General features: G+C 61.6%; 29 protein-coding genes. 16 read left to right on the plus strand and 13 right to left on the minus strand.

The window, feature by feature from the left end; all coding sequences use genetic code 11:
* Positions 1-63: 63 nt before the first annotated feature.
* Both G9X64_RS28690 and G9X64_RS28695 read left to right on the plus strand, forming a co-directional pair.
* Positions 64-435 carry an Atu4866 domain-containing protein gene (locus tag G9X64_RS28690; protein ID WP_168308032.1) on the plus strand — a complete coding sequence of 124 codons (372 nt, stop codon included), beginning with the start codon at positions 64-66 and terminating at the stop codon, positions 433-435.
* Positions 436-610: 175 nt separating this feature from the next.
* Positions 611-1345, plus strand: a complete 735-nt coding sequence (locus G9X64_RS28695; RefSeq protein ID WP_171377861.1) for an SDR family oxidoreductase — start codon at positions 611-613, stop codon at positions 1343-1345.
* 111 nt (positions 1346-1456) lie between these two features.
* Here G9X64_RS28695 and G9X64_RS28700 read toward each other — a convergent pair whose 3' ends face one another.
* Positions 1457-2020 (minus strand): methylated-DNA--[protein]-cysteine S-methyltransferase, encoded by a 564-nt coding sequence (locus tag G9X64_RS28700; RefSeq protein WP_171377862.1) that lies wholly within the window; start codon positions 2018-2020, stop codon positions 1457-1459.
* A gap of 281 nt (positions 2021-2301) precedes the next feature.
* Between G9X64_RS28700 and G9X64_RS28705 the strand changes: the two genes are divergently transcribed.
* The 4 genes from G9X64_RS28705 to ybaK all read left to right on the plus strand — a co-directional run bounded on the left by G9X64_RS28705 (position 2302) and on the right by ybaK (position 5038).
* A complete protein-coding gene (locus G9X64_RS28705; protein WP_171377863.1) occupies positions 2302-2901 on the plus strand; it encodes a 2'-5' RNA ligase family protein in 600 nt (199 codons plus the stop codon).
* Positions 2902-3002: 101 nt separating this feature from the next.
* The gene (locus tag G9X64_RS28710) at positions 3003-4064 is read left to right on the plus strand and encodes a M14 family metallopeptidase (RefSeq protein ID WP_171377864.1); all 1062 of its coding nucleotides are present in this window, start codon (positions 3003-3005) and stop codon (positions 4062-4064) included.
* A 119-nt stretch (positions 4065-4183) separates the two neighbouring features.
* Positions 4184-4534, plus strand: coding sequence for an ArsC family reductase (locus tag G9X64_RS28715; RefSeq protein ID WP_171377865.1), 351 nt, complete (start codon positions 4184-4186; stop codon positions 4532-4534).
* Positions 4535-4564: 30 nt separating this feature from the next.
* The gene (gene ybaK, locus G9X64_RS28720) at positions 4565-5038 is read left to right on the plus strand and encodes a Cys-tRNA(Pro) deacylase (protein ID WP_171377866.1); all 474 of its coding nucleotides are present in this window, start codon (positions 4565-4567) and stop codon (positions 5036-5038) included.
* Between the two features lie 75 nt (positions 5039-5113).
* Here the strand turns inward: ybaK and G9X64_RS28725 are convergent, their stop codons facing one another.
* A complete protein-coding gene (locus G9X64_RS28725) occupies positions 5114-5557 on the minus strand; it encodes a MarR family winged helix-turn-helix transcriptional regulator (RefSeq protein WP_171377867.1) in 444 nt (147 codons plus the stop codon).
* 83 nt (positions 5558-5640) lie between these two features.
* Here G9X64_RS28725 and G9X64_RS28730 point away from each other — a divergent pair, with 83 nt between their 5' ends.
* Positions 5641-6324, plus strand: coding sequence for a glutathione S-transferase family protein (locus G9X64_RS28730; protein ID WP_168314683.1), 684 nt, complete (start codon positions 5641-5643; stop codon positions 6322-6324).
* A gap of 119 nt (positions 6325-6443) precedes the next feature.
* Entirely contained in the window at positions 6444-7697 is a 1254-nt protein-coding gene (locus G9X64_RS28735) for an aminopeptidase (protein ID WP_168308040.1), read from the plus strand.
* Between the two features lie 173 nt (positions 7698-7870).
* On the opposite strand, the gene G9X64_RS28740 is transcribed toward G9X64_RS28735, so the two are convergent.
* Both G9X64_RS28740 and xseA read right to left on the minus strand, forming a co-directional pair.
* Positions 7871-8464 carry an NAD(P)H-dependent oxidoreductase gene (locus G9X64_RS28740; RefSeq protein WP_168314684.1) on the minus strand — a complete coding sequence of 198 codons (594 nt, stop codon included), beginning with the start codon at positions 8462-8464 and terminating at the stop codon, positions 7871-7873.
* Positions 8465-8466: 2 nt separating this feature from the next.
* The gene (xseA, locus tag G9X64_RS28745) at positions 8467-10047 is read right to left on the minus strand and encodes an exodeoxyribonuclease VII large subunit (protein ID WP_168308042.1); all 1581 of its coding nucleotides are present in this window, start codon (positions 10045-10047) and stop codon (positions 8467-8469) included.
* Between the two features lie 340 nt (positions 10048-10387).
* On the opposite strand from xseA, the gene G9X64_RS28750 reads away from it, so the two are divergent.
* Positions 10388-10633, plus strand: a complete 246-nt coding sequence (locus tag G9X64_RS28750; RefSeq protein WP_003544643.1) for a hypothetical protein — start codon at positions 10388-10390, stop codon at positions 10631-10633.
* Between the two features lie 120 nt (positions 10634-10753).
* On the opposite strand, the gene G9X64_RS28755 is transcribed toward G9X64_RS28750, so the two are convergent.
* Entirely contained in the window at positions 10754-12601 is a 1848-nt protein-coding gene (locus G9X64_RS28755) for a hypothetical protein (RefSeq protein ID WP_168314685.1), read from the minus strand.
* Between the two features lie 161 nt (positions 12602-12762).
* Between G9X64_RS28755 and G9X64_RS28760 the strand changes: the two genes are divergently transcribed.
* A complete protein-coding gene (locus tag G9X64_RS28760) occupies positions 12763-13770 on the plus strand; it encodes a glycosyltransferase (protein ID WP_171377868.1) in 1008 nt (335 codons plus the stop codon).
* Positions 13767-14144: a GtrA family protein gene (locus G9X64_RS28765; RefSeq protein WP_168314687.1), complete on the plus strand. Its 378-nt coding sequence runs from the start codon at positions 13767-13769 to the stop codon at positions 14142-14144. Before G9X64_RS28760 ends, G9X64_RS28765 begins: the two co-directional genes overlap by 4 nt.
* A gap of 103 nt (positions 14145-14247) precedes the next feature.
* Here G9X64_RS28765 and G9X64_RS28770 read toward each other — a convergent pair whose 3' ends face one another.
* Entirely contained in the window at positions 14248-15234 is a 987-nt protein-coding gene (locus G9X64_RS28770; RefSeq protein WP_168314688.1) for a Gfo/Idh/MocA family protein, read from the minus strand.
* 181 nt (positions 15235-15415) lie between these two features.
* On the opposite strand from G9X64_RS28770, the gene G9X64_RS28775 reads away from it, so the two are divergent.
* Together G9X64_RS28775 and G9X64_RS28780 are read left to right on the plus strand one after the other, a co-directional pair.
* The gene (locus G9X64_RS28775) at positions 15416-16363 is read left to right on the plus strand and encodes an aldo/keto reductase (RefSeq protein WP_168308047.1); all 948 of its coding nucleotides are present in this window, start codon (positions 15416-15418) and stop codon (positions 16361-16363) included.
* A gap of 13 nt (positions 16364-16376) precedes the next feature.
* Positions 16377-16820, plus strand: a complete 444-nt coding sequence (locus G9X64_RS28780; RefSeq protein ID WP_168308048.1) for a GNAT family N-acetyltransferase — start codon at positions 16377-16379, stop codon at positions 16818-16820.
* A gap of 8 nt (positions 16821-16828) precedes the next feature.
* On the opposite strand, the gene G9X64_RS28785 is transcribed toward G9X64_RS28780, so the two are convergent.
* Positions 16829-17482, minus strand: a complete 654-nt coding sequence (locus G9X64_RS28785; RefSeq protein ID WP_168314690.1) for a hypothetical protein — start codon at positions 17480-17482, stop codon at positions 16829-16831.
* A 113-nt stretch (positions 17483-17595) separates the two neighbouring features.
* Between G9X64_RS28785 and G9X64_RS28790 the strand changes: the two genes are divergently transcribed.
* Positions 17596-18093, plus strand: coding sequence for a YciE/YciF ferroxidase family protein (locus G9X64_RS28790; protein WP_097617111.1), 498 nt, complete (start codon positions 17596-17598; stop codon positions 18091-18093).
* A gap of 33 nt (positions 18094-18126) precedes the next feature.
* On the opposite strand, the gene G9X64_RS28795 is transcribed toward G9X64_RS28790, so the two are convergent.
* Positions 18127-19035, minus strand: a complete 909-nt coding sequence (locus G9X64_RS28795) for a LysR family transcriptional regulator (RefSeq protein ID WP_168308050.1) — start codon at positions 19033-19035, stop codon at positions 18127-18129.
* Positions 19036-19162: 127 nt separating this feature from the next.
* On the opposite strand from G9X64_RS28795, the gene G9X64_RS28800 reads away from it, so the two are divergent.
* Both G9X64_RS28800 and G9X64_RS28805 read left to right on the plus strand, forming a co-directional pair.
* Positions 19163-20158: an aldo/keto reductase gene (locus G9X64_RS28800; protein ID WP_168314691.1), complete on the plus strand. Its 996-nt coding sequence runs from the start codon at positions 19163-19165 to the stop codon at positions 20156-20158.
* Positions 20159-20265: 107 nt separating this feature from the next.
* Positions 20266-20625: a nuclear transport factor 2 family protein gene (locus tag G9X64_RS28805; RefSeq protein WP_168308052.1), complete on the plus strand. Its 360-nt coding sequence runs from the start codon at positions 20266-20268 to the stop codon at positions 20623-20625.
* Between the two features lie 54 nt (positions 20626-20679).
* On the opposite strand, the gene pheT is transcribed toward G9X64_RS28805, so the two are convergent.
* The 5 genes from pheT to infC all read right to left on the minus strand — a co-directional run bounded on the left by pheT (position 20680) and on the right by infC (position 25861).
* Entirely contained in the window at positions 20680-23103 is a 2424-nt protein-coding gene (gene pheT, locus G9X64_RS28810; protein WP_171377869.1) for a phenylalanine--tRNA ligase subunit beta, read from the minus strand.
* Positions 23104-23119: 16 nt separating this feature from the next.
* Positions 23120-24202, minus strand: coding sequence for a phenylalanine--tRNA ligase subunit alpha (gene pheS, locus G9X64_RS28815; protein ID WP_168314693.1), 1083 nt, complete (start codon positions 24200-24202; stop codon positions 23120-23122).
* Positions 24203-24352: 150 nt separating this feature from the next.
* Positions 24353-24757 (minus strand): 50S ribosomal protein L20, encoded by a 405-nt coding sequence (gene rplT, locus G9X64_RS28820; protein WP_012759783.1) that lies wholly within the window; start codon positions 24755-24757, stop codon positions 24353-24355.
* A gap of 38 nt (positions 24758-24795) precedes the next feature.
* On the minus strand, positions 24796-24999 hold the full coding sequence (gene rpmI, locus G9X64_RS28825; RefSeq protein ID WP_003544621.1) for a 50S ribosomal protein L35: 204 nt from the start codon (positions 24997-24999) through the stop codon (positions 24796-24798).
* A gap of 325 nt (positions 25000-25324) precedes the next feature.
* Complete coding sequence (gene infC / locus G9X64_RS28830; RefSeq protein WP_075225634.1) at positions 25325-25861, minus strand: translation initiation factor IF-3; 537 nt, start codon at positions 25859-25861, stop codon at positions 25325-25327.
* Positions 25862-25893 lie beyond the last annotated feature (32 nt).

Genomic DNA, 25893 nt, shown 5'->3' on the forward strand with positions numbered 1-25893 from the left:
AATCGCTCTGGCTCTCCATATTATCTTTCAGTCGAGGTCAACAAGGCTTCGAAAGGCAAGACAATGCGAAGGATTTTCAAAAGCCCCGTCCTGCAGTTTTTCACGGCGGTCACCCTGGCTGGCGCGGCGACCAGTTCCGCCGCCGATACCGTGAACGACCGAGAAACTCAGCAGCAACAAACAAGCGAGAACACAATGCAGCAACATCCCTATGTCGGCATGTGGGTTACGGATGATGGCCGCGTCCGCCACGAACTTCTGCCCACTGGCCGCTACGACGAGGCCCGCGGCAGCCGGGAAAGCGCCTACCGGGGACGCTACGAAGTCACCGGAAGCCACATCGAATATTGGGATGACACGGGCTTCACGGCCGACGGCGATTTCGTCGACGGCAACACCCTCCATCATGGCGGCATGGTGCTTCGGCGCAAATGACGTGCCGCCCGAAAGGCAATGCCACACAGGAGAAGGCCGCGTTTGTCTGCCGGAAAGGATGACGATCATGTCGCTGCGCGCAAATTTCGACACCTGGGCGGAGACGACGCTGAGCGCCGATTTCCCGAACTGACTGCACGCCAAGAGAACCCTCAATCTGCAAATGGAGCTTGAAATGTCTGATATCAAAGGAAAAGTCATTGCCATCACCGGCGCCAGCAGCGGCATCGGAGAGGCCGCGGCAAAGGTGCTGGCTGCCGCAGGCGCCCATGTCCTGATTGGTGCCCGCCGCACCGAGCGTCTGGAGGAACTCGCCGGCGACATCGCGGCAAACGGCGGGTCGGTGCGCCTGCAAAAGCTTGACGTCACCGACCGTGCTCAGGTGGAGGCCTTTGCAGGCTTTGCCCGCTCCGAATTCGGCCGGCTGGATGTCATCGTCAACAATGCCGGCGTCATGCCGCTCTCGCCGCTAGACGCCCTAAAGGTCGACGAATGGGACCGGATGGTCGACGTCAATATCAAGGGCGTTCTCTACGGCATCGCGGCGGCGCTTCCGATCATGAAGGCGCAGGGATCAGGGCAGATCATCAACCTGTCTTCGATCGGCGGCCACAGCGTCTCGCCGACGGCCGCGGTCTATTGCGCGACGAAATACGCGGTGCGGGCGATCTCGGACGGGCTGCGGCAGGAGACCGATCGTATCCGGGTGACCGTCATCTCCCCAGGCACGACGACATCGGAACTGGCCGAGACGATCACCGATCCGACGGCGCGGGATGCCATGAAGGCTTTCAGGGCGATCACGATCAGCCCCGAGGCCATCGCCAATTCGATCCTCTACGCCGTCAGCCAGCCTGATGACGTCGATGTCAGCGAGATCATCATCCGGCCGACGGCCAGCCCCTATTGATCCGCTGAGATTGCTGCCAAAGCAATTGCAGCAAAAATGCAGAACGGTTTTGCCAGGCAGAGCGCGAAGCGATTTTGCCGGGAATTGCGGAAAACGAAAAGCCTTCGCCGCCTAAAAACCCAGCGACTGCTGGGCAGGCGGCGGCGGTGCAAGGTTGACGCCTTCGAGCTCCAGCATGCGGGCCTTCGATGACGAACCGCCGGGAGCGGAGAAACCGCCGATCTTGCCGCCGGCCGCAAGCACCCGGTGGCAGGGAATGATCAAAGCGACCGGGTTTTTCGCCATCGCCCGGCCGACGTCGCGAGCGGCTTCCGGCCCGACGCCGAGCTCCTTGGCCAGCGCGCCGTAAGTGGTGGTGCGGCCCCAGCCGACACGCCTTGCCGCTGCATAAATATCCCGGAAGAAGGTATCCTGGCCGGCAAGATCGAGTTCGACGCCGGAAAAATCCGTCTCCTCGCCCTGGAAGTAACGCTTCACCGCAGCGACCGTCTCCAGCACAGCAGGCGTCGGCGCGCCGGCTTCGGCGTCCGGCAGGCGGCGCAACAGCAGTCGTTCGGTTGCTTCCGCTGATTTGGTCGGCAGTTGGAAGCGGGTGATGCCGGCGTCGCTCCAGGCGATGCCGCAGAAACCGCCCGCGGTTTCGAAGATGAGATAGTGGTGCGTTGTCTTAGCCATGACACAGCCTCCGCGTTTTCAATGATCTCAAAATCGTATGGGACGGCCGCCGTTTCAACCCGTTTCTTGCGCGCGCCGCGCTTCCAAGAAATATTGCGGTGCACCCCTGCGATGTCGGTCGAACTCCACCTCAACCGATCCTGAGCGGCGGTTCGGATGAGTGTGACGTCGAGTATATCGGGTAATTATGTTCTTCTTTTGTTCTTGATGCTGCGTCCTTTCAGAGTATTCTTCGTCGCGTTTTGACAGCGACAAGGTGGGTCATGACGACCTGAAACTCCATGAACCAAATGCCCCTCGACTTCGGAGACGACAAAAATGGTCTCGGACGGCGGAGCGAAAGCTACGCCAGCGGAGACCGACTTTTCTTTGCGCTCTGCACTCCTGATGCCGTCGAGCAGCAGGCGGCCGCAATCGCCGATGACTATCGTCGAGCCTTCTCCCTTTCCGGGATGCCGCGGCTGACGACATTGCATGTGTCGATCATCTGGGTCGGCGACTATCCGAAGCTGCCGGAGGATGTGGTCTTCGCGGCACGACAGGCCGGCGCCACAGTCGAGAGTGCGCCGATCGCAATAAGCTTCGACCGGATCATGCGATTCCCGCAGGCGCGATCGCTTGTGCTTTGCGGCGAAGGCGGACGGAAACCACTCACCCGAGTGCATGTCCAACTGGGCGTCGGCATGCACAATGCCGGCTTGCGGCACAATATCAACCGCGATCTCACGCCGCATATGACGCTGCTCTATGACCGCAACGCCGTGCCGCCGACGAGCCTCGATGCACCCGTTTCATGGACCGCGTCCGAATTCCTGCTCATCCACAGTGTTCTCGGAAAAACCGAACATCGGATCATCGATCGCTGGCCGCTGCTCGGCTGAGACAATGATGTCTCCGGACCACGCTTGCGCTTGCCCTATTTCCGCTCATATAGCTCGGGATGCCTAACCGGGCGCTGGTTGCAAACGGGAGCGAAATCAGCATGGACGTTTCAGAGATCATCATCCCTGGAGATACGCCGGGAACGGAGTGGCGGTTGCCGGTGCTGCGCTTTACGGGCCGCGATCCGAAGGCGCCGAAGACCTATATCCAGGCGGCACTGCATGCCGGCGAGTTGCCGGGAACGGTGCTGCTGCATTTCCTCTGCGAGCGGCTGCGGCAGGCGGAAGACCAAGGCGGGATCGCCGGCGACATCACCATCGTGCCGCAGGCCAATCCGATCGGTGCGGCGCAATCGCATTTCGGCGAGCTGCAGGGTCGTTTCGACTTGGGCTCACGTACCAATTTCAACCGGGATTTTCCGCTGATCTCCATTGTCGATCGCGCCACGCTGATCGAGGATCTCGACGATTACCCGGCTACCGACAGATTAAAGCGGCAGCTGCTGCATATGGCGCTTGGGGCCGATTTCGTGCTCGACCTGCATTGCGACGACGAATCCCTGCAATATGCCTATATCGACGAGGCCTTTTGGCCGGAGGCGGCCGATCTCGCCGCCGCGCTCGACATGGCGGCCGTGCTGCTTTCGGATGGCGAAAGCTCGGCCTTCGAGGAGGCCGTCGGTTTTGCGTGGAAATATGAAGTTCCAGGCGAACGCCGGCCCCGGCTGCCCGGCAAGCTCTCCGTCACCGTCGAGCTGCGCGGCAAGCGCGATGTCGATCCGGTGCTGGCGAAAAAGGATGCGGATGGGCTCTGGCACTTCCTTGCGGCAAGGGGGATCGTTATCGATGGGAAACCCGCGGCAACGATATTTTCCGGTCCGGCCGTACCGCTCGACAATGTCGAGATCATTCGCACTCCGGAAGGCGGCGCCGTGCTTTTCCATCGCAATATCGGCGAGAGGGTTGCGGAAGGCGACCGCCTAGTGACGATCGTCACCCGGCCAGGGCAGCCGGGCGGCAGCATCGAACTCACCGCGCCGCAGGACGGGCTGATCCTGACCCGGACCTCCGACCGGCTGGTGCGGCGGCGCGGCGACCTGATGAAGATCGCGTGCGACGAACCCAGCAAGGCTTCGCGCAAGGCCGGCACGCTGGAGAATTGAACGGGGCCGGTTTTGTCCTGCGGCGATTGTCGACGCGCTCGGGGATAAAACGTCGCACGGCGTTTGCGCCGGCCGTCGTGCATGTTATCTCGCTGCCATCACACGGAGATCGATCGGGCATGGCCGTCACCATCTATGGCATCAAGAATTGCGACACGATGAAGAAGGCCCGCAGCTGGCTGGAAGAACATAGCATCGCCTATGAGTTTCACGATTACAAGGCGCTCGGTATCGACCGCGCGCATCTCGAAACCTGGATCGACCAAGCCGGCCTCGATACCGTGCTCAACCGCGCCGGCACCACCTTCCGCAAACTGCCCGATGCCGAGCGCGAGAACCTGACCCGGGAGAAGGCGATCCAGCTGATGCTCGACCAGCCATCGATGATCAAGCGGCCGGTGCTGGAGGCGAAGGGCAAGCTGCTGGTCGGCTTCAAGCCGGAGATTTACGCCGGTGCGTTCGGAAGCTGACAGGCGCCGCTGAACTCACGAGGGGAAGAGATGTCCAAGACCACGCGCGCGACACAGCTTCTTTCGCAGGCGGGCGTCGCCTTCACAGTTCATGCCTATGACTACGACCCCAATGCCGAGCGCGTCGGGCTGCAGGCGGCCGAAGCGCTCGGCGAGGCGCCGCATCGGGTGTTGAAGACGCTGATGGCGGAAGTGGACGGCAAGCCGGTCTGCGTCGTCGTGCCATCGGATCGCGAAGTCAGCATGAAGAAGCTTGCCAGCGCCTTTGGCGGCAAGTCGGCCAATATGATGAAGCCCGCCGATGCCGAGCGGCTGACGGGCTATCATGTCGGCGGCATCAGCCCGTTCGGCCAGAAGAAGACCGTGCCGACGGCGATCGAGGAAGCCGCCCTTGGCGAACCGCTGGTCTATATCAATGGCGGGCAGCGCGGGCTGCAGGTGCGGCTCGATCCGAAGGCTGCGTTGAAGGCACTGAAGGCTGTTGCCGCGCCGCTGATTGCCTGATCGGAGCATGATGCCGAAAAGTGTGAGTGGTTTTCCGACGACATCTTGCTCTCACTCTTTAATTGAGAACAGGATTCAGAGGAAGCGGTCGAGCAGGCCGGCGATCGCTTTCGCCTCGTTTTCGGCAAGCTTGCAGCCAATATGGGTCTCGATCGATTTGGCATAGACCGTCCACATGCGCTCGCGAAGTTTTCGGCCGGCATCTGTGATCACCACCCAGCGGCCGCGTCCATCCTCAGCGAAGGACTCGCGCCGGACCAGCCCCTCTTTTTCCAACCGAACAATCAGCCGGGAGAGATTATACTGCGCCAGCAATGTCCGCTCTTCAATCTCGTAAGGGCGCAGCTTGCCGTCTTGCGAGCGCGCCAATTCCCAAAGCACGTCGTACCAGGCAAGCGGCGGCATGCCGGCCGCTTTCAGATCGGCTTCGATGGCAGCGAGTAGCCGTTCGCGGGCGCGCATGATGCTGGTCCAGGCAGAGGTGACGGCTTCGCTTGGATTCGACGTTTTTTCGGACATAAATGCAATTACATCTATCTTGAATTCCGCTGCAAGCGATATTAGATGCAATTACATCTATCATCGTTGCCAAGGAGACCATCATGAGCAAGCTTACCCTCGTCAGCCATCATCTCTGCCCCTATGTGCAACGCGCCGCGATCGCGCTTCTCGAAAAGGGCGTGCCCTTCGAGCGCATCAATATCGATCTTGCCAACAAGCCGGACTGGTTCCTGAAGATCTCGCCGCTCGGCAAGGTGCCGCTGCTGCGGATCGAGGAGGAGGATGGCAGCGAGGCGGTGCTTTTCGAAAGCAGCGTCATCTGCGAATATCTGGAGGAAACGCAGCCAGGTGTGGCGCTGCATCCGAAGGATGCGCTGACGCGTGCCCGCCATCGCGGCTGGATGGAATTCGGTTCATCGGTGCTTTCCGATCTCTGGGGTTACGAGACGGCTGAGGATGCCGTGCAGTTGGAGGCCAAGCGCAAGGCGCTCATCTCCAAATTCGCAACTGTCGAGAAGGTGTTGACGGACGGCCCCTATTTCGCCGGCAACGACTTCAGCCTTGTCGACGCCGTCTTCGCGCCGGTCTTTCGGTATTTCGATCTCTTCGACACACTCGGCGAGAGCGGCATCTTCGAAGGGTTCGAGCGGGTGGGGCGCTGGCGCAAGGCGCTTTCCGAGCGGGCGAGCGTCAGGGCCGCCGTTGGCGCGGACTACCCGCAGCGGCTGATGGAATTCCTCGAGAAGCATAACTCGATCCTGCTCAGGCTGCCTGCCGCCGCCTGAAGCGCGCCCGGCGGCCGGACATATATCCGGCCGCCTGCAATTCGGCGGCTTCATTTTCGCCGCAAACGGGTCTAAGTCTTCCAGCCTCCCACCGTCGATGACAGAAGGCAGGTTGAACCATGACTTTCATGCCCCAGAGCCAGAACACCGTTGATCCCGTCAAGCTGGAAAAGCTTGCGGAAGTCGCCATCAAGGTCGGGCTGCAGCTGCAAAAAGGTCAGGATCTGGTGATCACCGCGCCTGTCGTGGCGCTGCCGCTCGTCCGCCTGATCACCAAACATGCCTATCTGGCCGGCGCCGGGCTGGTCTCCGCCTTCTATTCCGACGAGGAAACGACGCTGGCGCGCTATCAGTATGGCAGCGACGAGAGCTTCGACCGCGCCTCCGGCTGGCTCTACGAGGGCATGGCCAAGGCCTATGCCAACGGGACGGCCCGTCTTGCGGTCGCCGGCGACAATCCGATGCTGCTGTCCGAGCAGGATGCCGGCAAGGTCGGCCGCGCCAATCGCGCCAACTCCACCGCCTACAAGCCGGCGCTGGAGAAGATCTCGAATTTCGACATCAACTGGAACATCGTCTCCTATCCGAACCCCTCCTGGGCCAAGGTGGTCTTCCCCGACGATCCGGAGCCGATCGCGATCGCCAAGCTCGCCAAGGCGATCTTTGCCGCCTCGCGCGTCGATGTTAGCGATCCGGTCGCCGCCTGGGTCGAGCATAATGCCAATCTTGGCAAGCGCTCCGCCTGGCTGAACGGCGAACGCTTCGCCTCGCTGCATTTCCAGGGACCGGGCACCGACCTGACGGTCGGCCTTGCCGATGGACATGAATGGCACGGCGGCGCTTCCACCGCCAAGAACGGCATTACCTGCAATCCGAACATCCCGACCGAGGAAGTCTTCACCACGCCGCATGCGTTGCGCGTCGAAGGCCATGTGTCGAGCACCAAGCCGCTTTCGCACCAGGGCACGCTGATCGACAATATCCAGGTGCGCTTCGAAGGCGGGCGCATCGTCGAGGCCAAGGCCTCTCGCGGCGAAGAGGTGTTGAACAAGGTGCTCGATACCGACGAGGGCGCGCGCCGGCTCGGCGAAGTGGCGCTCGTGCCGCATTCCTCGCCGATCTCGGCCAGCGGCATCCTGTTCTACAACACGCTGTTCGACGAAAATGCCTCGTGCCACATCGCGCTCGGCCAGTGCTATTCCAAGTGCTTCCTCGAAGGCGCGACACTGAGCCAGGAGCAGATCAAGGCGCAGGGCGGCAATTCCAGCCTGATCCATATCGACTGGATGATCGGCTCCGACAAGGTCGATATCGACGGCATCAAGCCGGATGGCTCGCGGGTTCCGGTGATGCGGCAGGGCGAATGGGCCTGAGCGGCGTCATCGTGCACTGACCGAGCCAGACGCTGGCGCACAACAACTAGCCCTCATCCTGAGATGCGAAGGCCGCAGGCCGTAGCCTCGAAGGACAGGGGCGGGTGGCGAGGCGCTCGGCAACATTCGCAAGTCCGAACGCAAACCTGCTGCACACTTTTGCTGGATTTGCTTCAGCGGATCGCCGATAGCAGCTTGCGCACGCGATCGAGATGCGCCCTGCGCTTTGCATCGGTGGCGCGGTCCATGTCGTGCAGGCTGAGCATCTTGAAATTCAGCCGCTTCGAGCAGAAGGCGGCGATGCCGCGCTTCAAGAGCCGGCGCACCGGATCGCCCATATAGAGACGCACCAGCCACCAGGGCGAACCTGTTGTCGTCAGCGCATAGAGCAGCCTGATATTGGTCAGCTGCGGTACGATACGGCCGCCGGCGGCATCATGGCTGAAGGCGACACCGGGGGCAAAGATGCGGTCGAAGAAACCCTTCAAGATGGCGGGGAAATTGAACCACCATTGGGGAAAGACGAGGATGAGGCCGTCGGCAGCCTTCAGACGGGCAACGATATTAGCAACGGCCGAGGTGTCGTAGGGCAGATCGAAATAGCCGCGGCGTTCAGCTTCGGAAAGACGCGGATCGAAATTCTCGGCATAGAGATCGAGCAGATCGACGACATGGCCGGAGGCCTCCAGCGCTTCGCGGGCCGTGCGCGCCACCGAAGCGGCAAAACTTTCCGGCAGCGGATGGGCAAGCACCAGCAGGATCCGCATCGTCAGAACAGGCTTCCCTGCTTCGGCGGTTCTGCGGGTTTTACGCTGCGCTTCTTGGCGCCGGCCGGCGGTGTGCCGCCTTCCGTGGTCATGGCGCCGACACGACCGTCGGCGAATTCGATGGCGATGCCCATGCCGGCGGAGAGTTGAGCAGCCTGCGAGACCGGCCTGTTATCCTCATCGCGGATGACGGCGTAGCCGCGCTTCAGCACATTCTTATAGGAGAGCGACTGCAGCACGCGGTCCTGCGCGGAAAGCTCGGCGCGCGCGCGGGTCAGCTGGTGGCGGATCGCCGTATCGGCATGGCGCGAAAGATTGCCGAGGCGTTCGCGGCCGCGGTCGGTCTGGGCCTTCATCCGGGCAGGCAGCGAGGCGAGGATTGCTTCGGCGCGGTCTACACGTGATTTCGAGCGGTCGATCAACCGCTCGACCATGCGCTCGGCCCGGGCCATGCGCTCGTTCAGCGTCTGGCGGCGCTCGGCGATGCGGCCGGCGAGCAGATCCGGGCGCAGATGCGAGCCGACGCGCTCGAAGCCGCGGCGCTTGTTGATGGTGTTGAGCTCCAGTCCGCGGCCGAGACCGGTTGCCGCCTCGTCGAAACGGCGGCGCGGCAAGGCGAGAAGCTGATCGAGCGACGGCAATGCCCGCATCAGCGCGCGCACCGACTGGCGGCGCTGATCCATCTGCCGGTTCATGCAGCCCTGCAGGCGCGCGGCAAGAGCGGCGGCCTGCGCCTCGAGCTCCGCCTTCACCGGCACCGCCATTTCCGCTGCCCCCGTCGGCGTCGGGGCACGGACATCGGCGGCATAGTCGATCAGCGTCCAGTCGGTCTCATGGCCGACGGCCGAGATCAGCGGTATCCGGCTTTCGGCCGCAGCGCGCACAACGATTTCGTCGTTGAAGCTCCAGAGATCTTCCAGACTGCCGCCGCCGCGCGCGACGATCAGCACGTCCGGGCGCGGGATGGCGCCCGAAGGTTCAAGCGCGTTGAAGCCGCGGATGGCGTTCGCCACCTCCTCGCCGGAGCCCTCGCCCTGGACCTTCACCGGCCAGACGAGGACATGTACGGGAAAACGATCGGAGATACGGTGAAGGATATCGCGGATCACGGCGCCGGTCGGCGAGGTGACGACGCCAATTACGCTGGGCATGAAGGGCAGCCGCTTCTTGCGGGCGGCATCGAACAGGCCCTCGGCGCCGAGCTTGCGCTTACGCTCTTCGATCAGCGCCATCAGCGCGCCGGCGCCGGCCGGCTCCAGCGTCTCGATGACGATCTGATATTTCGAGGAGCCCGGAAAGGTCGTGACCTTGCCGGTAGCGATGACTTCCATGCCCTCTTCCGGGCGGAACTTCAGCCGTGAGAAGGTGCCCTTCCAGATGACGGCGTCGATGCGGGCGCGGTCGTCCTTCAGCGCGAAATAGGCATGGCCCGAGGAGTGCGGGCCACGATAGCCGGAGATTTCGCCGCGCACGCGAACCTGGTCGAAGGCGGTTTCGACAGTGCGCTTGATCGAGCCGGAAAGTTCCGAAACCGAATATTCGGCAAGGTTGGTCGGCGAATCGCCGTCGAAGACGTTGCTCATCCCTCTTTGTATGTCGCTCAGCGATAAACGGGAAGCTCAGCCTTGGCGCAGGAACCTGTTTTCCCGGCCGTTGAAATCGTTGTGGGAGGGGTTCGTCGCCATTGCATCAAGCGCGCTCGTCTCAATGCATCCTGCACATGCACTCGTTGCAGCCAGGTGGACAAACAACAAAATCGTGTAAATCTGTTTTGTTGCGGAACGGATAGTTAGAATATGCGTTTTACCCGAAAGGGATTGCTAACCACCGCAATACAAAGGCTTTTCGGCGAAGATCGCCGGTAAATCTTTGTTAGTTGGCGCTTCCTATGCTTCCCCTCGTTCTCTCTGGGAAGGTGCTGAAATGATTATTCTCACAGCAGCAGCATTGGGCGTCAGCGCCGGGCAGACGCGTTCGGCTGGCGTGATCGCGCTGGTCGCCGCGCTGATCGGAATGACATTCGCGTTGGCGGCGATAACCTCGCCCGGGCCGGTGTCTATTCTCGCATTCGTCTATGCCGTGCTCGGTTATAATGGCGGCCTCATGCTCTTCGTGCTCGGGCTCTATGCCAATCAGCGTCTTCGCCGCGCCATGCGGGTTTCGCACTGACAACGCGTTTTCACACTGATTAGCGCGTCGCGATCTTTCAGATTGGCTTGCCGCGTTTGTTTTGTTTTTACGCATGTCGTTATCGCGACATGCTTTTTCCCATCCTGAAGATTGCCGGCGTCAGTTCGTCGCCGGCCGATAGCGAAAGAACTGAACGCCCACGTCTGCCGCCTTCGGAAGCGGTTCCAGATAGGGCGGGATATTGCCCTTGCCGAGCTCAGCATAGAGCCCATCCGGCTTCAGTTTGGTGATCTCGCGGGTCTGCAGGTCGCCGGGGCAGAAGGCGAGCACCGTCACGCCGGTCCCCTTCAGGAAGGCTTCCGCCTCCTGCGGCGCCGCCATGCCGATATGCAGCTCCGTCAGCATGCCGCCCTGATTGCGATGATATGGTGCAGAAAGAACCCTGTTCGCGGTGAAGCGGAGGATGGGCACGCCCATTTCCGACGGCGCCGAGACCAATCCGGCCGGCAGCCCGGCGAGCGGCGCCAGCGCCGCTTGCGATGTGCATGAAATCTTCTTTGCCGGCTCCGTCGCCTTCTCCCGCGCGGCATTCTCCATCTGCAGCGAGACAAATCCGCCGCCGACGGCCCAAGCGGCCGGAGCACTGGCGAGCACGGTGACGATATAGACGAAGGCGGCTGCGACATTCTCGCTGTCGCCGTTGGAGATGCGGCGGACATCTATAATCAACAGGGCAAGCGGCAGGATGGAGATCAGGTTCGAGAAGGTGGAACCGCGCACCTGGACCAGCGCGATTGCCCAGCTCGTCATCAGCAGGAAGAGCAGGATCAGGTGGATCTGCACGCGGTCACGCTGAACGATACGGAAGATGCAGACGGCGATACCGAACAGGCCGGCCGCATAGAAGCCACCGATCGAGAAGGGGTCGGTGCGTGCGAGAGCGAAAATCGACTGCGCTTCTGAAACATTTCTCAGCCAGAGCTCGACCAGCATCGGATCGAGACCGGCCAGCGGATCGCTCAGGCATTGCGGTGCGATCACGATCGCCGAACCGAGGACGCCGGCGCCGACGACGGCGAGTGCGGCAAAGCGCATGGGCCGGCGCAAGCGGCTGGCAAAAACCGCCGAAAACAACAGCAACCCGCCGCCGATCGCCGCCAGGCTGTAATAGCCGAGCGAGAGATTATCGCAGGTGACCATTGAATAGAGCCGGGGCGGCACGGTTGCGAAGAACAGGATGCTGATCGCAGTCGCCAGCGCCAGCCCGAAGGCCTTGGCGGCGACGGCAAAATCTTCGCCCTCCCATGCCCAGAGCAGGGCGACGATCACGCAGACGGTAGCGACGAAGGGCGTCGTCTCGGCGCCGATGGCGATGGCAACCGCCGCCGCGACGCCAGCGACCGCATAGCACCAGGCGCGGCGTTCGGGATCCAGCAGCATCGCGATCATCGTCGCGACCAGCGCCAGCTGCGCATTGTGATGATCGATGGCGCCCGGCGCGAAACGGTTTCCGGTGTAAATCGCAAGACCGGTCAAGCCGAGACTGATATGCATGGCGGCAATACCGCCGATGCGCCGGCCGACAACCGCCATGGCGAGCATGGCGGGCAGGATGAGCGATACCGGCCAGATGGCGAGCGCCAGCGCTTCGGCCGTCTCGCGGGGCGCAAACAGGCCGAAGAACCAGATCAGCGAGGCGATCGGCAGATCGATCAGCCGCGACCAATGCATGAGCGTGCCGCCATCGAGGCCGAGACGGTATTGCATCAGATCGAACCAGCCCTGCCCGGCCAGGAAATCACGAACCTCGACGAGACGCATTCCGTCGTCATTGTCGGGGCCGACGTAATCGGTGGCGCCGGAAAGCTTGGTGATGAGGATGGCGGCGGCAAGGATGACACTATAGGCGATGACGGTCGGCCAGAGACGCGTCAGCAGGTCGCGCACCCCGCCCCTGGAAGCGTCGATCGCGGAGGATGCATGCGGGATCGGCTGCACAGCGTTCATTGTGGTTAGCGCTTCGTTTCGATACCCGAACTTTAGCCACCGCCGATCAAGAAAGTGTAAAAGCCGTTTGTGGCAGCCGCCGATTTTGCCTGCGTCATAGGGTCTTATTAACGGCGCATGATTTAGGCTGAGCGCGGCTTTCAAGTGTAACGAGTAGAGTCATGGCCCGATCGCGCACCGATAATCTCAATATTGCCGTTCTGCTTCCCTGCTATAATGAAGCCGCGACAATCGGCGCTGTCGTGCAGGGTTTCCGGGCAACGCTGCCCGATGCTGCGATCCACGTCTACGACAACAATTCCACCGACGGCACCGCTCTGCAGGCGATGCTTGCCGGCGCGCATGTCGTTCGCGAGCGGCGTCAGGGCAAGGGCCATGTCGTGCGCCGCATGTTCGCCGATATCGAAGCCGACATCTACATCATCGCCGACGGCGACGGCACCTATGCGCCTGAGGATGCCGAGGAACTGGTCCGCACGCTTCTGACCGAGCGCGCCGACATGGTGGTCGGCACCAGGCGTGGTGTGCACGCCGATGCCGGCCGTCAGGGCCATGCGCTCGGCAACCGGCTTTTCAACCTGCTTTACCGGATGATCTTCGGCCCCGACTTCACCGATATCTTTTCCGGCTACCGCGCGTTTTCGCGCCGCTTCGTCAAGAGTTTCCCGGCGGTATCAGGCGGCTTCGAGATCGAGACCGAGATGTCCGTGCATGCCTCGCGGCTGAAGCTGCCGGTCAGTGAGCTGGAGCTCGATTATGGCCGCCGGCCGGAAGGCTCGCATTCCAAGCTTTCGACATTCCGCGACGGCGCCAAGATCCTCTGGATGTTCGCGATGCTGATGAAGGAAACCCGGCCCTTCGCCTTTTTCAGCGCAATCAGCGCCACCTTCATGCTGGCGAGCCTCGGCTTCATGGCGCCGGTGCTGGCGGAATATTTCGAAACGGGTCTCGTTAGCCGCATGCCGACCTGGGTGCTGTCGACGGCGCTGATGATGATTTCCTTCATGCTGTTCACCGCCGGCGTCATTCTGGATTCCGTTGCGCGTGCCCGCGCCGAACAGCTTCGTATCCATTATATAGGTCTGGAAAGGCCGAGCGCTATAAAGGCGCCGCTCGGCGACGCAGGGCCGGTCTCGCGCGCGCCGCCCGGCAAGGCGGATGCGGCATGAAGAAGCTCGTCCGCTTCACCATCGCCGGCGGCATCGGCTTCCTCGTCGATGCCGGCATCCTATCGGCGCTGCTCCATCTCACGCCGCTCGGGCCTTTTCTGGCACGGCTCATCGCGATCGCCTTCGCGATGGCCGCGACCTGGGGTTTCAACCGGAGCTTCACCTTCGATCGCTCCGGCCGTTCGCTTGCCGCCGAAGGCTTCCGCTACGGCTCGGTCGGGGTGACGGCAGCGCTCGTCAATTACGGCCTCTATTCCGCGCTTCTGCTGTCGCTGCCGGCGCTTCAGCCGCTAGCGGCCATGGTGATCGCCAGCATCGCCTCGATGATCTTCAGCTTCTTCGGCTATTCGCGCTTCGTCTTCCGCGCGGAATAATTAGAGCGCCGCGCGTCCAATAGGGCGCGCTAAGGACGCTCTAACCCTCTGAAGTGGCGCATAATCCTTTCCGAAAATCGATTCCGATTTTCGGGGTTAATCGCTAGACCGCTTCCCAGCCGTCCTTCTCACTGGCCCGGTAGATCGCGTCGATCACCTTCTGATTCAGCTTCGAATTTTCGAGCGTGACGATCTCTTCCTTGCCGTTCGTCACCGCCCGGGCGAAGGCCTCGACCTGCCGTTTGTACTGGCGGCTGTCCTGGAAGCGGAAGATGCGCGATTCATTGTGGCTGCGGTCGGCAAGCTCGATCTCTTCCGGTCCCCAGCGATTGGCGTTGAACGGCGATTTGACCTCGATATACCCTTCGGTGCCGTGGAAGACCATGACCTGGCGGTTGGCCATCTGCGTCGAGATATAGAAGCTCAGCTCGAAATCGCCGAAATCGGCCTTGACGCTCGAATAGATATCCGTGCCGAAATCCGCATCGCGCTCGGTGATCGCCTGGATCCAGAGCGGCTCCTTGCCGGTGGAAAAACGCGTGCCCATGACCGGATAGACGCCGATATCGGGAAGGCCGCCGCCGCCGAGCTCGGGGATATTGCGCATATTGCCGGGGTCACGGTTGAAATAGGTGAAGGCGCCCTGCACATGCCGAAGCGACCCGATGGCGCCCTCGTCGATCAACGAGCGCACCTTCTGCCAGACCGGGGAATAGGTAATCATATAGGCTTCGGTGACCACCACCCGGTTGCGGTCGCGGGCGGCGATCAGATCGTCGATATCGCCGGCCTTCAGCGCTAAGGGCTTTTCGCAGAGCACGTGCTTGCCGGCATCGGCTGATTTGATCGACCATTCGATATGCTGCGAGGTCGGCAGCGGGATGTAGACAGCGTCGATGAGGTCGGAGGCCAGCATCTCCTCGTAGGAGCCGAAGGCATGCGGCACCGAGAATCGGTCGGCCATCTCCCTTGCGCGCGCCAGATCACGGCTGGCAATCGCCGTGACGACGCAATTCTCCGCATCCTGGATCGCCGGAACGACATTGTCGCGGCCGATCTTCGCCGTTGAAATGATACCGAAACGCAGCATGATCCAAGCCTCCCCAAAATGAGTTCGGCGAACCATATTCAGGCCTTAGCCGTGGCGCAATGGCGCGACATGAAATCACGGAAGTTTGGTTTCCCTAATGCCCCGATCGCGCTAGGTTCTCGTCAGGGCGGCGTTCTGTCGTATCCGCGATTTCAATTCCTTCACACTTCTGGAGAGCGTCATGGAAATGCGCCGGCTTGGAAAAACAGGTCTATCGGTCGCGCCGATCGTCATCGGCGGCAATGTCTTCGGCTGGACGGCCGACGAGAAAACATCCTTCGCCATTCTCGACGCCTTCTTCGACGCAGGCCTGAACACGATCGATACGGCGGATGTCTATTCCGCATGGGTTCCGGGCAACAAGGGCGGCGATTCCGAGGAGATCATCGGGCGCTGGCTAAGCCAAGCCAAGGTCTCGCGCGACAAGGCCGTTATCGTCACCAAGGTCGGCTCCGACATGGGACAGGGAAAGACGCTGAAGGAGACCTATATCCTGAAGGCGGTCGAGGATTCGCTGCGCCGGCTGCAGACCGACTATATCGACCTCTATCTCTCGCACTGGCCGGATGAAGATACGCCGCACGAGGAAACGCTCGGCGCCTATGCCAAACTGAAGCAGCAGGGCAAGATCCGCGCCATCGGCTGCTCGAATTATGATGCTAAACTGCTCCAGGCCTCCTTCGACGCTGCCGAAAAGGCCGGCCTGCCGCGTTACGACGTGCTGCAGCCGGAGTATAATCTCTATGAGCGCGCAAGCTTCGAGGGGCCGCTTGCCGATCTCTGCGTCAAAGAAGACATCGGCGTCATCACCTATTTCAGCCTCGCCGCCGGCTTCCTCACCGGCAAATACCGCAGCAAGTCCGATACGCAAGGCCGCGCACGTGAGGGCCGGGTTTCAAAATATCTCGACGACAAAGGCCTGCGCATCCTGGCCGCGCTCGACAGGGTTTCTGCCGAGACCGGCGCCAAGCCGGCGGAAATTTCGCTCGCCTGGCTGCTGCGCAAGAAGGGCGTGACGGCGCCGATCGCCAGCGCCACCAGCCTTTCGCAGCTTGAAAGCCTGGCGAAATCGGCGACACTGGCGCTTTCCGATGACGCGATGGCGCTCCTCGACCAAGCCGGCGCCTGAAAGATTAGAGCCCATGACCGTGACGATACGTGATGCCCGCCCCGAGGACGAAGACCGCTGGCGCGAACTTTGGGCGGCTTACCTCGCCTTTTACGACGTCACGGTCGATGCCGATATCACCGATTCCACATGGCTCCGGGTCTTCGATCCGGCGTCGGCAATCGCGATGCGTGTCGCCGAAATCGACGGCAGGACCATGGGATTTGCACTCTATCTCACCCATGAGGGCACGTGGATCCGCGGCAGGGACTGTTATCTCGAAGACCTGTTCGTCGATGCCGATGCGCGCGGCAAAGGCGTCGGGCGGGCGCTGATGGACGATCTCGTTTCGACCTGCAAAGCCAAAGGCTGGTCGCGGCTCTACTGGCATACGAGCGAGCAGAACAGAACCGCACGAGCGCTCTATGACAGCTACGTCGAAAGCGACGGCCACATCCGCTATCGCATCACCTTCTGAGCACCGCATCAGTTTCTGAGCGGGGGAAATCCTTCGTAAAAGGCGGCGTGATCGCCTTCCCAATTGGCCATGCCCGGCTTGGTGAGGATGCCGCGTGGCCTGACATAGCTCTGGATCACCCGCTTCGGTCGTTCGTGCCACTGGATATTGAAGGCCCAGAGCCTCGGGAAGAAGCAGAGCGAGGCATAAGGCAGGTGGTCGTGAATCCACCAGGCGAGCCGCTGCCAGTCGCTTTCATCGTGGTAGTGGTCGACCATCCACGGCACCGCAACGCAGACGGCGGCACCCATGCAGCCGTCAAAGTCCCTCACATCCCAGATGTGATGCGAGGCGGTGGACGCATTGGTCGAACAGTTCAGATTGTTCTCATTGCCGAACCTGTTGACCGCGGACGAACGATAGCCGGAACGGACATGCAGGCGCCCGAACGTCGCCTCCAGCGGCTCCAGCAATTCCTCGCAGAGCCTCTTGCCCGCTTCGATCGCCAGATCGGGATCCTCGGGGATATTGGGGATGCCATAGAAATCGGCGATTTCGGAATGCAGGAAATCGCGAAGGAAGAAGTTTTGCGACAGCCGCACGCGGCCGAGATCCTCCAGACCCTTCATCGAATTCGGCTTTCGCATGACGTTATTCTCCTGCGCATCGACGGCAGGAATCATTGCCCGGCACCGATTTCCAGTCCACCCGAAATTGATCGGGAACAATTAGCGGGATCTTCTCTTCTTAATGTGTCGCCGCATTCGCGGTTTTCCCCAGAACAAGGATCGAGAAAATGGCCAAGGAAAAGACGTTGGAAGATCTATTCCACGACACACTCAAGGACATCTACTTTGCCGAACGGCAGATTTTGCGCGCCCTGCCGAAGATGGCGCGCGCCGCCCAGTCCTCCGAACTGAAGGCGGGCTTCGAAAAGCACCGTGAGGAAACCGAAGCTCAGGTCGAGCGCCTGCAGCAGGTTTTCGAACTGATCGGCAAACGCGCCCAGGGCAAGACCTGCGAGGCGATCCAGGGCATTCTGGCCGAGGGCGAAGAAATCATGGAGGAATTCAAGGGCACATCGGCCCTCGATGCCGGCCTGATCTCTGCGGCTCAGGCGGTCGAGCATTATGAAATCGCCCGCTACGGTACGCTGAAGACCTGGGCCGCGACGCTCGGCCTCAAGGATGCCGTCCGCCTGCTCGACCAGACGCTGCAGGAGGAAACGGCCACCGACAAGACCCTCTCCCAGCTCGCCACCACGGCGGCGAACCAGAAGGCAAAGGCTGCCTGATGAAATGATGGGAACGGGCGGCTGTTTCAGTATTTATCGGCCGCCCGCATCCTTCTCGGCATATCTGAAGAAATCGATGAAGGCGCGCAGTGCCGGCCGCATCTGCCGCCGGCTGGGATAATAGAGAAACGGCCCGGAATAGGGCGCGCACCAATCCTCCAGCACCCGCACCAGCTTGCCGGTCGCGAGTTCCGCATAGACCCGCATGTCGAAGAGATAGGCAAGACCGGCGCCATTCAACGCCGCAAGCAGCGCGAGGCGATCCTCGCTGACGATCAGCGGCCCGTCGACCGAAACGACCAGTTCCTGCCCGTCCTTTTCGAATTCCCAGCGATAGATCGAGCCGTTGGTAAAGCGCCGCTTGATGCAGCGGTGATGGACGAGATCGCGTGGATGCTGCGGCTTCGGATGATACTCGAAATATTCGGGCGAAGCGGCGATCACCGTCGTCAGATTGGGGGAAACCCTGACCGCGATCATATCAGCCTCGAGGCTCTCCTCCAGCCGGATGCCGGCATCGAAACCCTCCTTGACGATATCGGTGAAGCCGTCCTCATTGGCGATCTCCAGGGTGATATCGGGATAGAGGTTGAGAAAGTCGCCGAGGCGCGGGGCGAGCAGCAGATCGGAGGCGAAGCGCGGCGCGGTGATGCGCAGGTTTCCGGCCGGCTTGACGCGCGTATCGCGGACGGCCTCCAAGGCAATATCGATCTCCTCGAGTGCGGGACGAAGTCTTTCAAGAAGCAGGCGGCCCTCCTCCGTCGGCGCCACGCTGCGGGTGGTGCGCGCCAGCAGCCGCACCCCCAGACTGTCTTCTAGGCTGGAGATCGCATGGCTGACGGCCGAGGGCGCGACGAGGAGTTCCTTTGCAGCGGCCCTGAAGCTGCGATGCTCCGAGACGGCGGCGAGAACGGCGAGTTGCGAGAGCTGGGTCCTGTTCATTGATCGAAATGATAGAACAACCCGTTTGAAACTGCATGTATTTTCTGATCGATGCTGCAGCGATATGGTCTGCTGGTGCCGCAACAACCGATCAAGCGGTTTCAAAATCAGCTCAAAGGAGCACTTCATGAAAACCCGGAAACTCGGAAACGATCTGACCGTCTCTGCCGTCGGCCTTGGCTGCATGGGCATGAGCTTCGCCTACGGCGCCAGCGACGATGCAGAATCGATGAAGACACTGCATCGCGCCATCGATCTCGGCGTCACCTTCTTCGACACCGCAGAAGTCTATGGTCCCTTCACCAACGAGGTTCTGCTCGGCAAAGCGCTGAAGCCATTCCGGGACCGCGTGGTGATCGCTACCAAATTCGGCTTCAAGATCGATGCCAACAAGCCGGGTGCTGCCGCCATCGCCGGCGTCGACAGCCGCCCCAAGCATGTGCGCGCGGTCGCCGAGGCTTCGCTGAAACGCCTCGGCATCGACACCATCGACCTCTTTTATCAGCACCGGGTCGATCCCAATGTGCCGATCGAGGAGACCGTCGGCGTGATGGCGGAACTGGTGAAGGAAGGCAAAGTCCGGGCGCTCGGGCTTTCGGAAGCCGGCAGCGCAACCATTCGCCGCGCCCATGAAGTCCATCCGATCGCAGCCCTGCAGAGTGAGTATTCGCTCTGGACGCGCGATCCTGAAGAGGAGGTGCTTGCGACATGCCGCGAACTCGGCATCGGCTTCGTACCTTATAGCCCGCTTGGACGCGGCTTCCTGACCGGGTCGATCCGCAAAGTGGAGGATCTAGCTGCCGACGATTTCCGTCGGCAAGTGCCGCGGTTCCAGGCGGAAAATTTCGACGCTAATGCCGCCCTCGTCGCGACTCTCGAGCGGCTTGCCGCCGAGAAAGGCGTGACGGCGGCGCAGCTGGCGCTGGCCTGGGTGTTGAACCAGGGCGACGACATCGTGCCGATCCCCGGCGCCCGCAAGCTTCACCATCTCGAACAGAATGCGGCCGCTGCCGATATCGTGCTGAGCCCGGCGGAACTCGAGCAGCTCAGCGAAGCGATCCCCGCCGGACAGGTGGCCGGCAAGCGCTATTCGGACGCCTCGCTTGCCATGACGAATATCTGAACCCCTACCGAAACAAAGAGCGAAAGCCCGGTCGGCAACAACCGGCCGGGCTTGCCTTCGGGGCTGGCGAAACTATCTAAGGCCATCTCGGAGAACGGGATGACAATATGTCGGACAGGCAGGCAGTCGAACAGACAGTTCATCTCTATGTCGAAGGCATGGCCTTCGCCAATGAGGCAGCCTTGAAAAAGGCCTTTCACCCGCAAAGCTCGATCATCGGCCATTACGAAAATGCGGTCGAATGGCTGACGCGGGACGAGTTCATCGCCGCGATCCTGGCGGAAGAGCCGGCGCCACCCGGCACGCAGCCCTACATGGACATTCAGAGCGTCGATGTCGAGGGCGAAGCGGCAAGCGTCAAGGTGACAGACGACTTTGCCGGAATGCGCTTTACCGATTATCTCTCGCTGCTGAAGATCGACGGCCGCTGGACGATCGTCAGCAAACTCTTCCATCTGCATAGGTGAAAGGACCGGCCGCCATTCGCGACCGGTCCATTATTTGACAACGTTGGGTGAAGCTCAGCTTCTGAGGACACCGCCGGTGAATTTGGCGACGCTGGCGACGATCTTCTGCGTCAGCGCCTCGAAATCCTCGTCCGTCAGCGTGCGCTCGACCGGCTGGATCTGAACCTCGATCGCCACCGACTTCTTGCCGTCGCCAACCGATGCACCCTCGAAGATATCGAAGACATTGACGCCGGTCACCAGCTTGCGGTCAGCCCCGGTCGCAGCCTTGACGATGGCGCCGGCTTCCACCGTCTTGTCGACGACGAAGGCGAAGTCGCGCCGCACCACCTGGAAGGGCGACAGCTCAAGCGCCGGCTTGGTGCGCGTCGCCTTGCGCTTGGGCTCCGGCATGGCGTCGACATAGACCTCGAAGCCGCAGAGAGCGCCGGAGACGTCGAGCGCTTCCAGCGTCAGAGGATGGAATTCGCCGAAATAGCCGAGCACGACTTTCGGCCCCATCTTGATCGTGCCGGAACGGCCGGGATGATACCATTCCGGTCCGCCCTGCTCGATCTGGATATTGCCCATCGGCAGGCCGCAGGCTTCGATGACGGCGAGCGCATCGGCTTTGGCGTCGAAGACGTCGACCGGCTTGCCCCCGCCCTTGGCGGCGTTCGACCAGGCGCGACCGGCGCCGGCAAGCGAGGCTGTGCCGCGGCGAATGCCGCCGGCCACGCGGCGCTGACCGTCCGCCCTGTCGTTCTCATAGGTGCCGGAGACCTCGAAGAGGGCGACGTCGGCGTAACCCTTGTCGGCATTGCGCTGGGCTGCGGTCAGCAGGCCCGGCAGGAGTGACGGGCGCATATCCGACATTTCGGCGGCGATCGGGTTGGCAAGCTTGAGGGCGGGCGAGCCGCCGCCGAACAGCTTTGCCTGGTCTTCCGGAATGAAGGACCAGGTGACGGCTTCGAGCATGCCGCGTGCGGCGAGCGCCCGCTTGGCGAGGCGGCTGCGGATCTGCAGCGTCGTCAGGATCTTGCCGTTGACGGCCGCGTGACTTTCGAGCGGCGCCGGCTTGATATTGTCGACGCCGTGGATGCGCATGACTTCTTCCACGAGATCTGCCTTGCCGTCGACATCGGGACGCCAAGAGGGAACGGCGACGGAGACCCGCTCGCCGGAACCGGAGACCTTGAAGCCAAGGCGCGTCAGGATCGTGTTGCTTTCCTCATTCGAGACGTCGAGGCCCGTCAAGCGCTTGACCTCCGAATAGGGGAAATCGACGATCTTCGGCTGGTAACCCTTGTAGCCGACGACCTCTGCTCTGGCGGGTTTGCCACCGCAAAGTTCCACCACCAGTTCCGTCGTGCGTTCGAGACCGGGGACCATATATTCCGGATCGACGCCGCGTTCGAAGCGGTAGCGGGCATCGGTGATGATGCCGAGGCTGCGGCCTGACTTGGCGATGTTCATCGGGTCCCAGAGGGCGGATTCGATCAAAACGTCGACGGTGCTCTCATCGCAGCCGGAATGTTCGCCGCCCATGATGCCGCCGATCGATTCGATGCCATCCTCATCGGCGATGACGACGTTGTTCGGCGAGAGCTTGTATTCGCGCTGGTCGAGCGCCAGAACCGTCTCGCCCTCGACGGCGCGGCGGACGGTCAGGTTGCCCTTGATCTTGGCAGCGTCGAAGACGTGGATCGGCCGCCCCTGATCGAAGGTCATGTAATTGGTGACATCAACAAGCGCGTTGATGGGGCGCAGGCCGATGGCGATCAGCCGCTGCTGCATCCAGCGCGGGCTCGGGCCGTTCCTGACGCCGCGCACGAGGCGCAGCGCAAAACCCGGGCAAAGCTTCGGATCGTCGAGATCGAGCGTCAGCTTCACCGGCGTCTCGCCTTCGACGGCGAAGGACGGCGCGGGCCGCGTCTTCAACGTGCCGAGGCCGGAGGCAGCGAGATCGCGGGCGATGCCGTGGATCGAGGTGCAATCCGGCCGGTTGGGCGTCAGGTTGATCTCGATTATCGGGTCGTCGAGATGCGCATAGGCGGCATAACTCTGGCCGACCGGCGCATCCTCGGGCAGATCGATGATGCCGTCGTGACTATCGGAGATCTGCAGCTCCTTTTCGGAGCACATCATGCCATGGCTTTCGACGCCGCGGATATTGCCGACGGCGAGCGTCACGTCGATACCGGGAACATAGGTTCCGGGCGCTGCGAAGGCGCCGACGAGACCGGCGCGCGCATTCGGGGCGCCGCAGACGACCTGGACCGGCGCGCCGGATCCGGTATCGACCATCAGGACCTTCAGGCGATCGGCCTGCGGATGTTTTTCGGCCGAGACGACCCTGGCGATAACGAAGGGCTTGAATGCCGCCTTGTCGTCGACGTCCTCGACCTCCAGTCCGATCTCGGTGAGGCGCGTGCAGATTCCATCGAGGCCGGCATCCGTTTCCAGATGCTCTTTCAACCAGGAGAGCGTGAATTTCATCGTCCCAATTCTCCGTTCAAGCGCTGAGGCCGCCGAACAGCGTCGGCATGTCGAGCGGGCGGAAGCCGTAATGCGTCATCCAGCGGACGTCGGCGTTGAAGAAGTCGCGCAGGTCGGGCATGCCGTATTTCAGCATGGCGATGCGGTCGAGGCCCATGCCCCAGGCAAAACCCTGATATTCGTCCGGATCGAGCCCGCCGTAACGCAGCACGTTCGGGTGGACCATGCCGCAGCCGAGGATCTCCATCCAGTCGGTGCCCTCGCCGAACTTGACGATCGGGCCGGAGCGGTCGCACTGGATATCGACCTCGAAGGAGGGCTCGGTGAAGGGGAAGAAGGACGGGCGGAAACGCATCGTCACGCTGTTGACCTCGAAGAAGGTCTTGCAGAATTCTTCCAGCACCCAGCGGAGGTTGGCGACATTGGCCTTCTTGTCGACGACCAGGCCTTCGACCTGATGGAACATCGGCGAATGGGTGGCGTCCGAGTCCTGGCGGTAGGTCTTGCCGGGAATGATGATGCGGATCGGCGGTGTCTGCGCCTCCATGGTGCGCACCTGCACCGGCGAGGTGTGGGTGCGCAGGACCTTGCGCTCGCCATTCTCATCCGGGTTGAAGAAGAAGGTGTCGTGCATCTCGCGGGCCGGATGGCCTTCGGGGAAATTCAGCGCGGTGAAATTGTAATAATCGGTCTCGATGTCGGGACCTTCGGCGATCGAGAAGCCCATGTCGGCGAAGATCGCGGTGATCTCGTCGACGATCTGGCTGATCGGATGGATACGGCCGCGCTCGGCCGGCGAAGAGCGCACCGGCAGGCTGACGTCGACCGTCTCGGCCTTCAGCCGCGCATCGATCGCCGCTTGCCGGAGCGTCGTCTTGCGAGCGGTGAGCGCCTCGGTCACCGCGTTCTTCAGAACATTGATCGCCGCGCCCTTGCTTTGGCGCTCTTCCGGCGTCATGGCGCCGAGCGTCTTCAACAGTTCGGAGACGGAGCCCTTCTTGCCGAGGGCGGAAACGCGCACGGCTTCGAGCGCCGTTTCGTCATCGGCGGCGGCGATTTCGGCGAGCAGCGATGCATTGAGCTGGTCGATATCTGACATTGTCACTTCTTTCCGTCCAGTATCAGGCGGGCGATCGGGAGGCAGGCGGCGCCGGCCGGCGCCAGGAATATAAAGAAAGAAAAACCCGCGCTAGCCCAAACCAGCGCGGGTTTCCCAAAATCATAAATTCAAAAGCTTGGGAAGCGCTGGTTACTTGACCGCGCCTTCAAACTCGTTCGTCGTGCCGGCTTCCTTGAGGTATTCAAGAGCCTTCTTGGCAGCGCTGACCAGCGCGCCGAATGCTTCCGGCTCGTGGATCGCCATGTCGGAGAGAACCTTGCGGTCGACTTCGATGCCAGCCTTGTTCAGGCCGTCGATGAAGCGGCCATAAGTCAGGCCGAATTCACGCACAGCGGCGTTGATGCGCTGGATCCAAAGCGCACGGAAGTTGCGCTTGTTGACCTTGCGGTCGCGGTAGGCGTACTGCTTCGAACGATCGACAGCAGCCTTGGCGGTACGGATGGTGTTCTTGCGGCGGCCGTAAAAGCCCTTTGCGGCCTTCAGAACCTTCTTGTGCTTGGCGTGAGAGGTGACGCCTCTTTTGACACGTGCCATATCATGATCTCCTTAAATCTAGCGTTCGCGGACGAGTCTCAGAGACCGTTCGGCAGGTAATTCTTGATAACCTTGCGGCCATCCGGTTCTGCGAGAACCATGGTGCCACGTGCATCGCGAATGAACTTGTTGGAACGCTTGATCATGCCATGGCGCTTGCCGGCAGCGGCAGCCTTGACCTTGCCGGTTGCGGTGATCTTGAACCGCTTCTTGGCAGAGGACTTCGTCTTCATCTTGGGCATTTTGCTACTCCTTCTGTCCTCCCTGCGCGCTTATCAAAAAAGCCCTTCTCGCGAAGTCCGGTTCTCCGGCCGTCGCAACCAGGTGCGGGAGCGTTTGTTGTTGATCTGCGGCATCGGCGACGAACCGTTCCGCAAGCATTCGAAACTGCCACGGCATGCCCTGCCGGTCAGTTCGGACGCGCGCTTATAACCGCAGCGTCATGAAAGTGCAACGGGGCCGCGGAGGAATCTTCGCGCATCCCAAAATACAATGACCCAAAGCAGAATGGCATAAAGCACAAAAGCCGCCCTTGCGGACGGCCTTGGGCGAAAAACTGCCTGGCGCTTATTTCGGCGCCAGCACCATCATCATCTGGCGGCCTTCGAGCTTGGGTTCAGCTTCGACCTTGGCGAACTCGATCGTATCGGCCTTGACCTGCTGCAGAAGCTTCATGCCGAGTTCTTGGTGGGCCATTTCGCGGCCGCGGAACTTCAGCGTCACCTTGACCTTGTCGCCTTCGTCGAAGAAGCGACCCATCGCCTTCATCTTCACCTCATAATCATGGGTGTCGATGTTCGGGCGCATCTTGATTTCCTTGACTTCGACGATCTTCTGCTTCTTGCGCGCCTCGGCAGCCTTCTTCTGGTTGGCATATTTCAGCTTGCCCAGGTCGAGGATCTTGCACACCGGCGGTTCGACGTTGGGGGAAATTTCGACGAGATCGAGGCCGGCTTCTTCCGCCATTCTCAAGGCCTGGTCGGTAGGCACGACGCCCATATTCTCACCGTCAGCCCCGATCAGCTGAACTTTGGGAATGCGGATTTCACGGTTCGAACGCGGTCCGTCCTTCACGGGCGCGTCGGTTTTAAAAGGTCTGCGAATGGTCGTATTCTCCTCGCGTTGTTTCGGAACGT

Source organism: Rhizobium sophorae (assembly GCF_013087515.1).
GTDB classification, from domain to species: domain Bacteria; phylum Pseudomonadota; class Alphaproteobacteria; order Rhizobiales; family Rhizobiaceae; genus Rhizobium; species Rhizobium sophorae.

Excerpts from the sequence above, each read along its gene's own strand:
- G9X64_RS28785 (WP_168314690.1), bottom strand. The coding sequence starts at position 17,482 with ATGATTCCTGCCGTCGATGCGCAGGAGAATAACGTCATGCGAAAGCCG.
- G9X64_RS28695 (WP_171377861.1), top strand. The coding sequence starts at position 611 with ATGTCTGATATCAAAGGAAAAGTCATTGCCATCACCGGCGCCAGCAGC.
- pheT (WP_171377869.1), bottom strand. The coding sequence starts at position 23,103 with ATGAAATTCACGCTCTCCTGGTTGAAAGAGCATCTGGAAACGGATGCC.
- G9X64_RS28780 (WP_168308048.1), top strand. The coding sequence starts at position 16,377 with ATGACCGTGACGATACGTGATGCCCGCCCCGAGGACGAAGACCGCTGG.
- xseA (WP_168308042.1), bottom strand. The coding sequence starts at position 10,047 with ATGAGCAACGTCTTCGACGGCGATTCGCCGACCAACCTTGCCGAATAT.
- G9X64_RS28740 (WP_168314684.1), bottom strand. The coding sequence starts at position 8,464 with ATGCGGATCCTGCTGGTGCTTGCCCATCCGCTGCCGGAAAGTTTTGCC.
- G9X64_RS28700 (WP_171377862.1), bottom strand. The coding sequence starts at position 2,020 with ATGGCTAAGACAACGCACCACTATCTCATCTTCGAAACCGCGGGCGGT.
- G9X64_RS28790 (WP_097617111.1), top strand. The coding sequence starts at position 17,596 with ATGGCCAAGGAAAAGACGTTGGAAGATCTATTCCACGACACACTCAAG.
- G9X64_RS28735 (WP_168308040.1), top strand. The coding sequence starts at position 6,444 with ATGACTTTCATGCCCCAGAGCCAGAACACCGTTGATCCCGTCAAGCTG.
- G9X64_RS28750 (WP_003544643.1), top strand. The coding sequence starts at position 10,388 with ATGATTATTCTCACAGCAGCAGCATTGGGCGTCAGCGCCGGGCAGACG.
- G9X64_RS28775 (WP_168308047.1), top strand. The coding sequence starts at position 15,416 with ATGGAAATGCGCCGGCTTGGAAAAACAGGTCTATCGGTCGCGCCGATC.
- G9X64_RS28690 (WP_168308032.1), top strand. The coding sequence starts at position 64 with ATGCGAAGGATTTTCAAAAGCCCCGTCCTGCAGTTTTTCACGGCGGTC.
- G9X64_RS28705 (WP_171377863.1), top strand. The coding sequence starts at position 2,302 with ATGAACCAAATGCCCCTCGACTTCGGAGACGACAAAAATGGTCTCGGA.
- pheS (WP_168314693.1), bottom strand. The coding sequence starts at position 24,202 with ATGTCAGATATCGACCAGCTCAATGCATCGCTGCTCGCCGAAATCGCC.
- G9X64_RS28795 (WP_168308050.1), bottom strand. The coding sequence starts at position 19,035 with ATGAACAGGACCCAGCTCTCGCAACTCGCCGTTCTCGCCGCCGTCTCG.
- G9X64_RS28715 (WP_171377865.1), top strand. The coding sequence starts at position 4,184 with ATGGCCGTCACCATCTATGGCATCAAGAATTGCGACACGATGAAGAAG.
- G9X64_RS28725 (WP_171377867.1), bottom strand. The coding sequence starts at position 5,557 with ATGTCCGAAAAAACGTCGAATCCAAGCGAAGCCGTCACCTCTGCCTGG.
- rplT (WP_012759783.1), bottom strand. The coding sequence starts at position 24,757 with ATGGCACGTGTCAAAAGAGGCGTCACCTCTCACGCCAAGCACAAGAAG.
- rpmI (WP_003544621.1), bottom strand. The coding sequence starts at position 24,999 with ATGCCCAAGATGAAGACGAAGTCCTCTGCCAAGAAGCGGTTCAAGATC.
- G9X64_RS28755 (WP_168314685.1), bottom strand. The coding sequence starts at position 12,601 with ATGAACGCTGTGCAGCCGATCCCGCATGCATCCTCCGCGATCGACGCT.
- G9X64_RS28710 (WP_171377864.1), top strand. The coding sequence starts at position 3,003 with ATGGACGTTTCAGAGATCATCATCCCTGGAGATACGCCGGGAACGGAG.
- ybaK (WP_171377866.1), top strand. The coding sequence starts at position 4,565 with ATGTCCAAGACCACGCGCGCGACACAGCTTCTTTCGCAGGCGGGCGTC.
- G9X64_RS28765 (WP_168314687.1), top strand. The coding sequence starts at position 13,767 with ATGAAGAAGCTCGTCCGCTTCACCATCGCCGGCGGCATCGGCTTCCTC.
- G9X64_RS28770 (WP_168314688.1), bottom strand. The coding sequence starts at position 15,234 with ATGCTGCGTTTCGGTATCATTTCAACGGCGAAGATCGGCCGCGACAAT.
- G9X64_RS28800 (WP_168314691.1), top strand. The coding sequence starts at position 19,163 with ATGAAAACCCGGAAACTCGGAAACGATCTGACCGTCTCTGCCGTCGGC.
- G9X64_RS28730 (WP_168314683.1), top strand. The coding sequence starts at position 5,641 with ATGAGCAAGCTTACCCTCGTCAGCCATCATCTCTGCCCCTATGTGCAA.
- G9X64_RS28760 (WP_171377868.1), top strand. The coding sequence starts at position 12,763 with ATGGCCCGATCGCGCACCGATAATCTCAATATTGCCGTTCTGCTTCCC.
- G9X64_RS28805 (WP_168308052.1), top strand. The coding sequence starts at position 20,266 with ATGTCGGACAGGCAGGCAGTCGAACAGACAGTTCATCTCTATGTCGAA.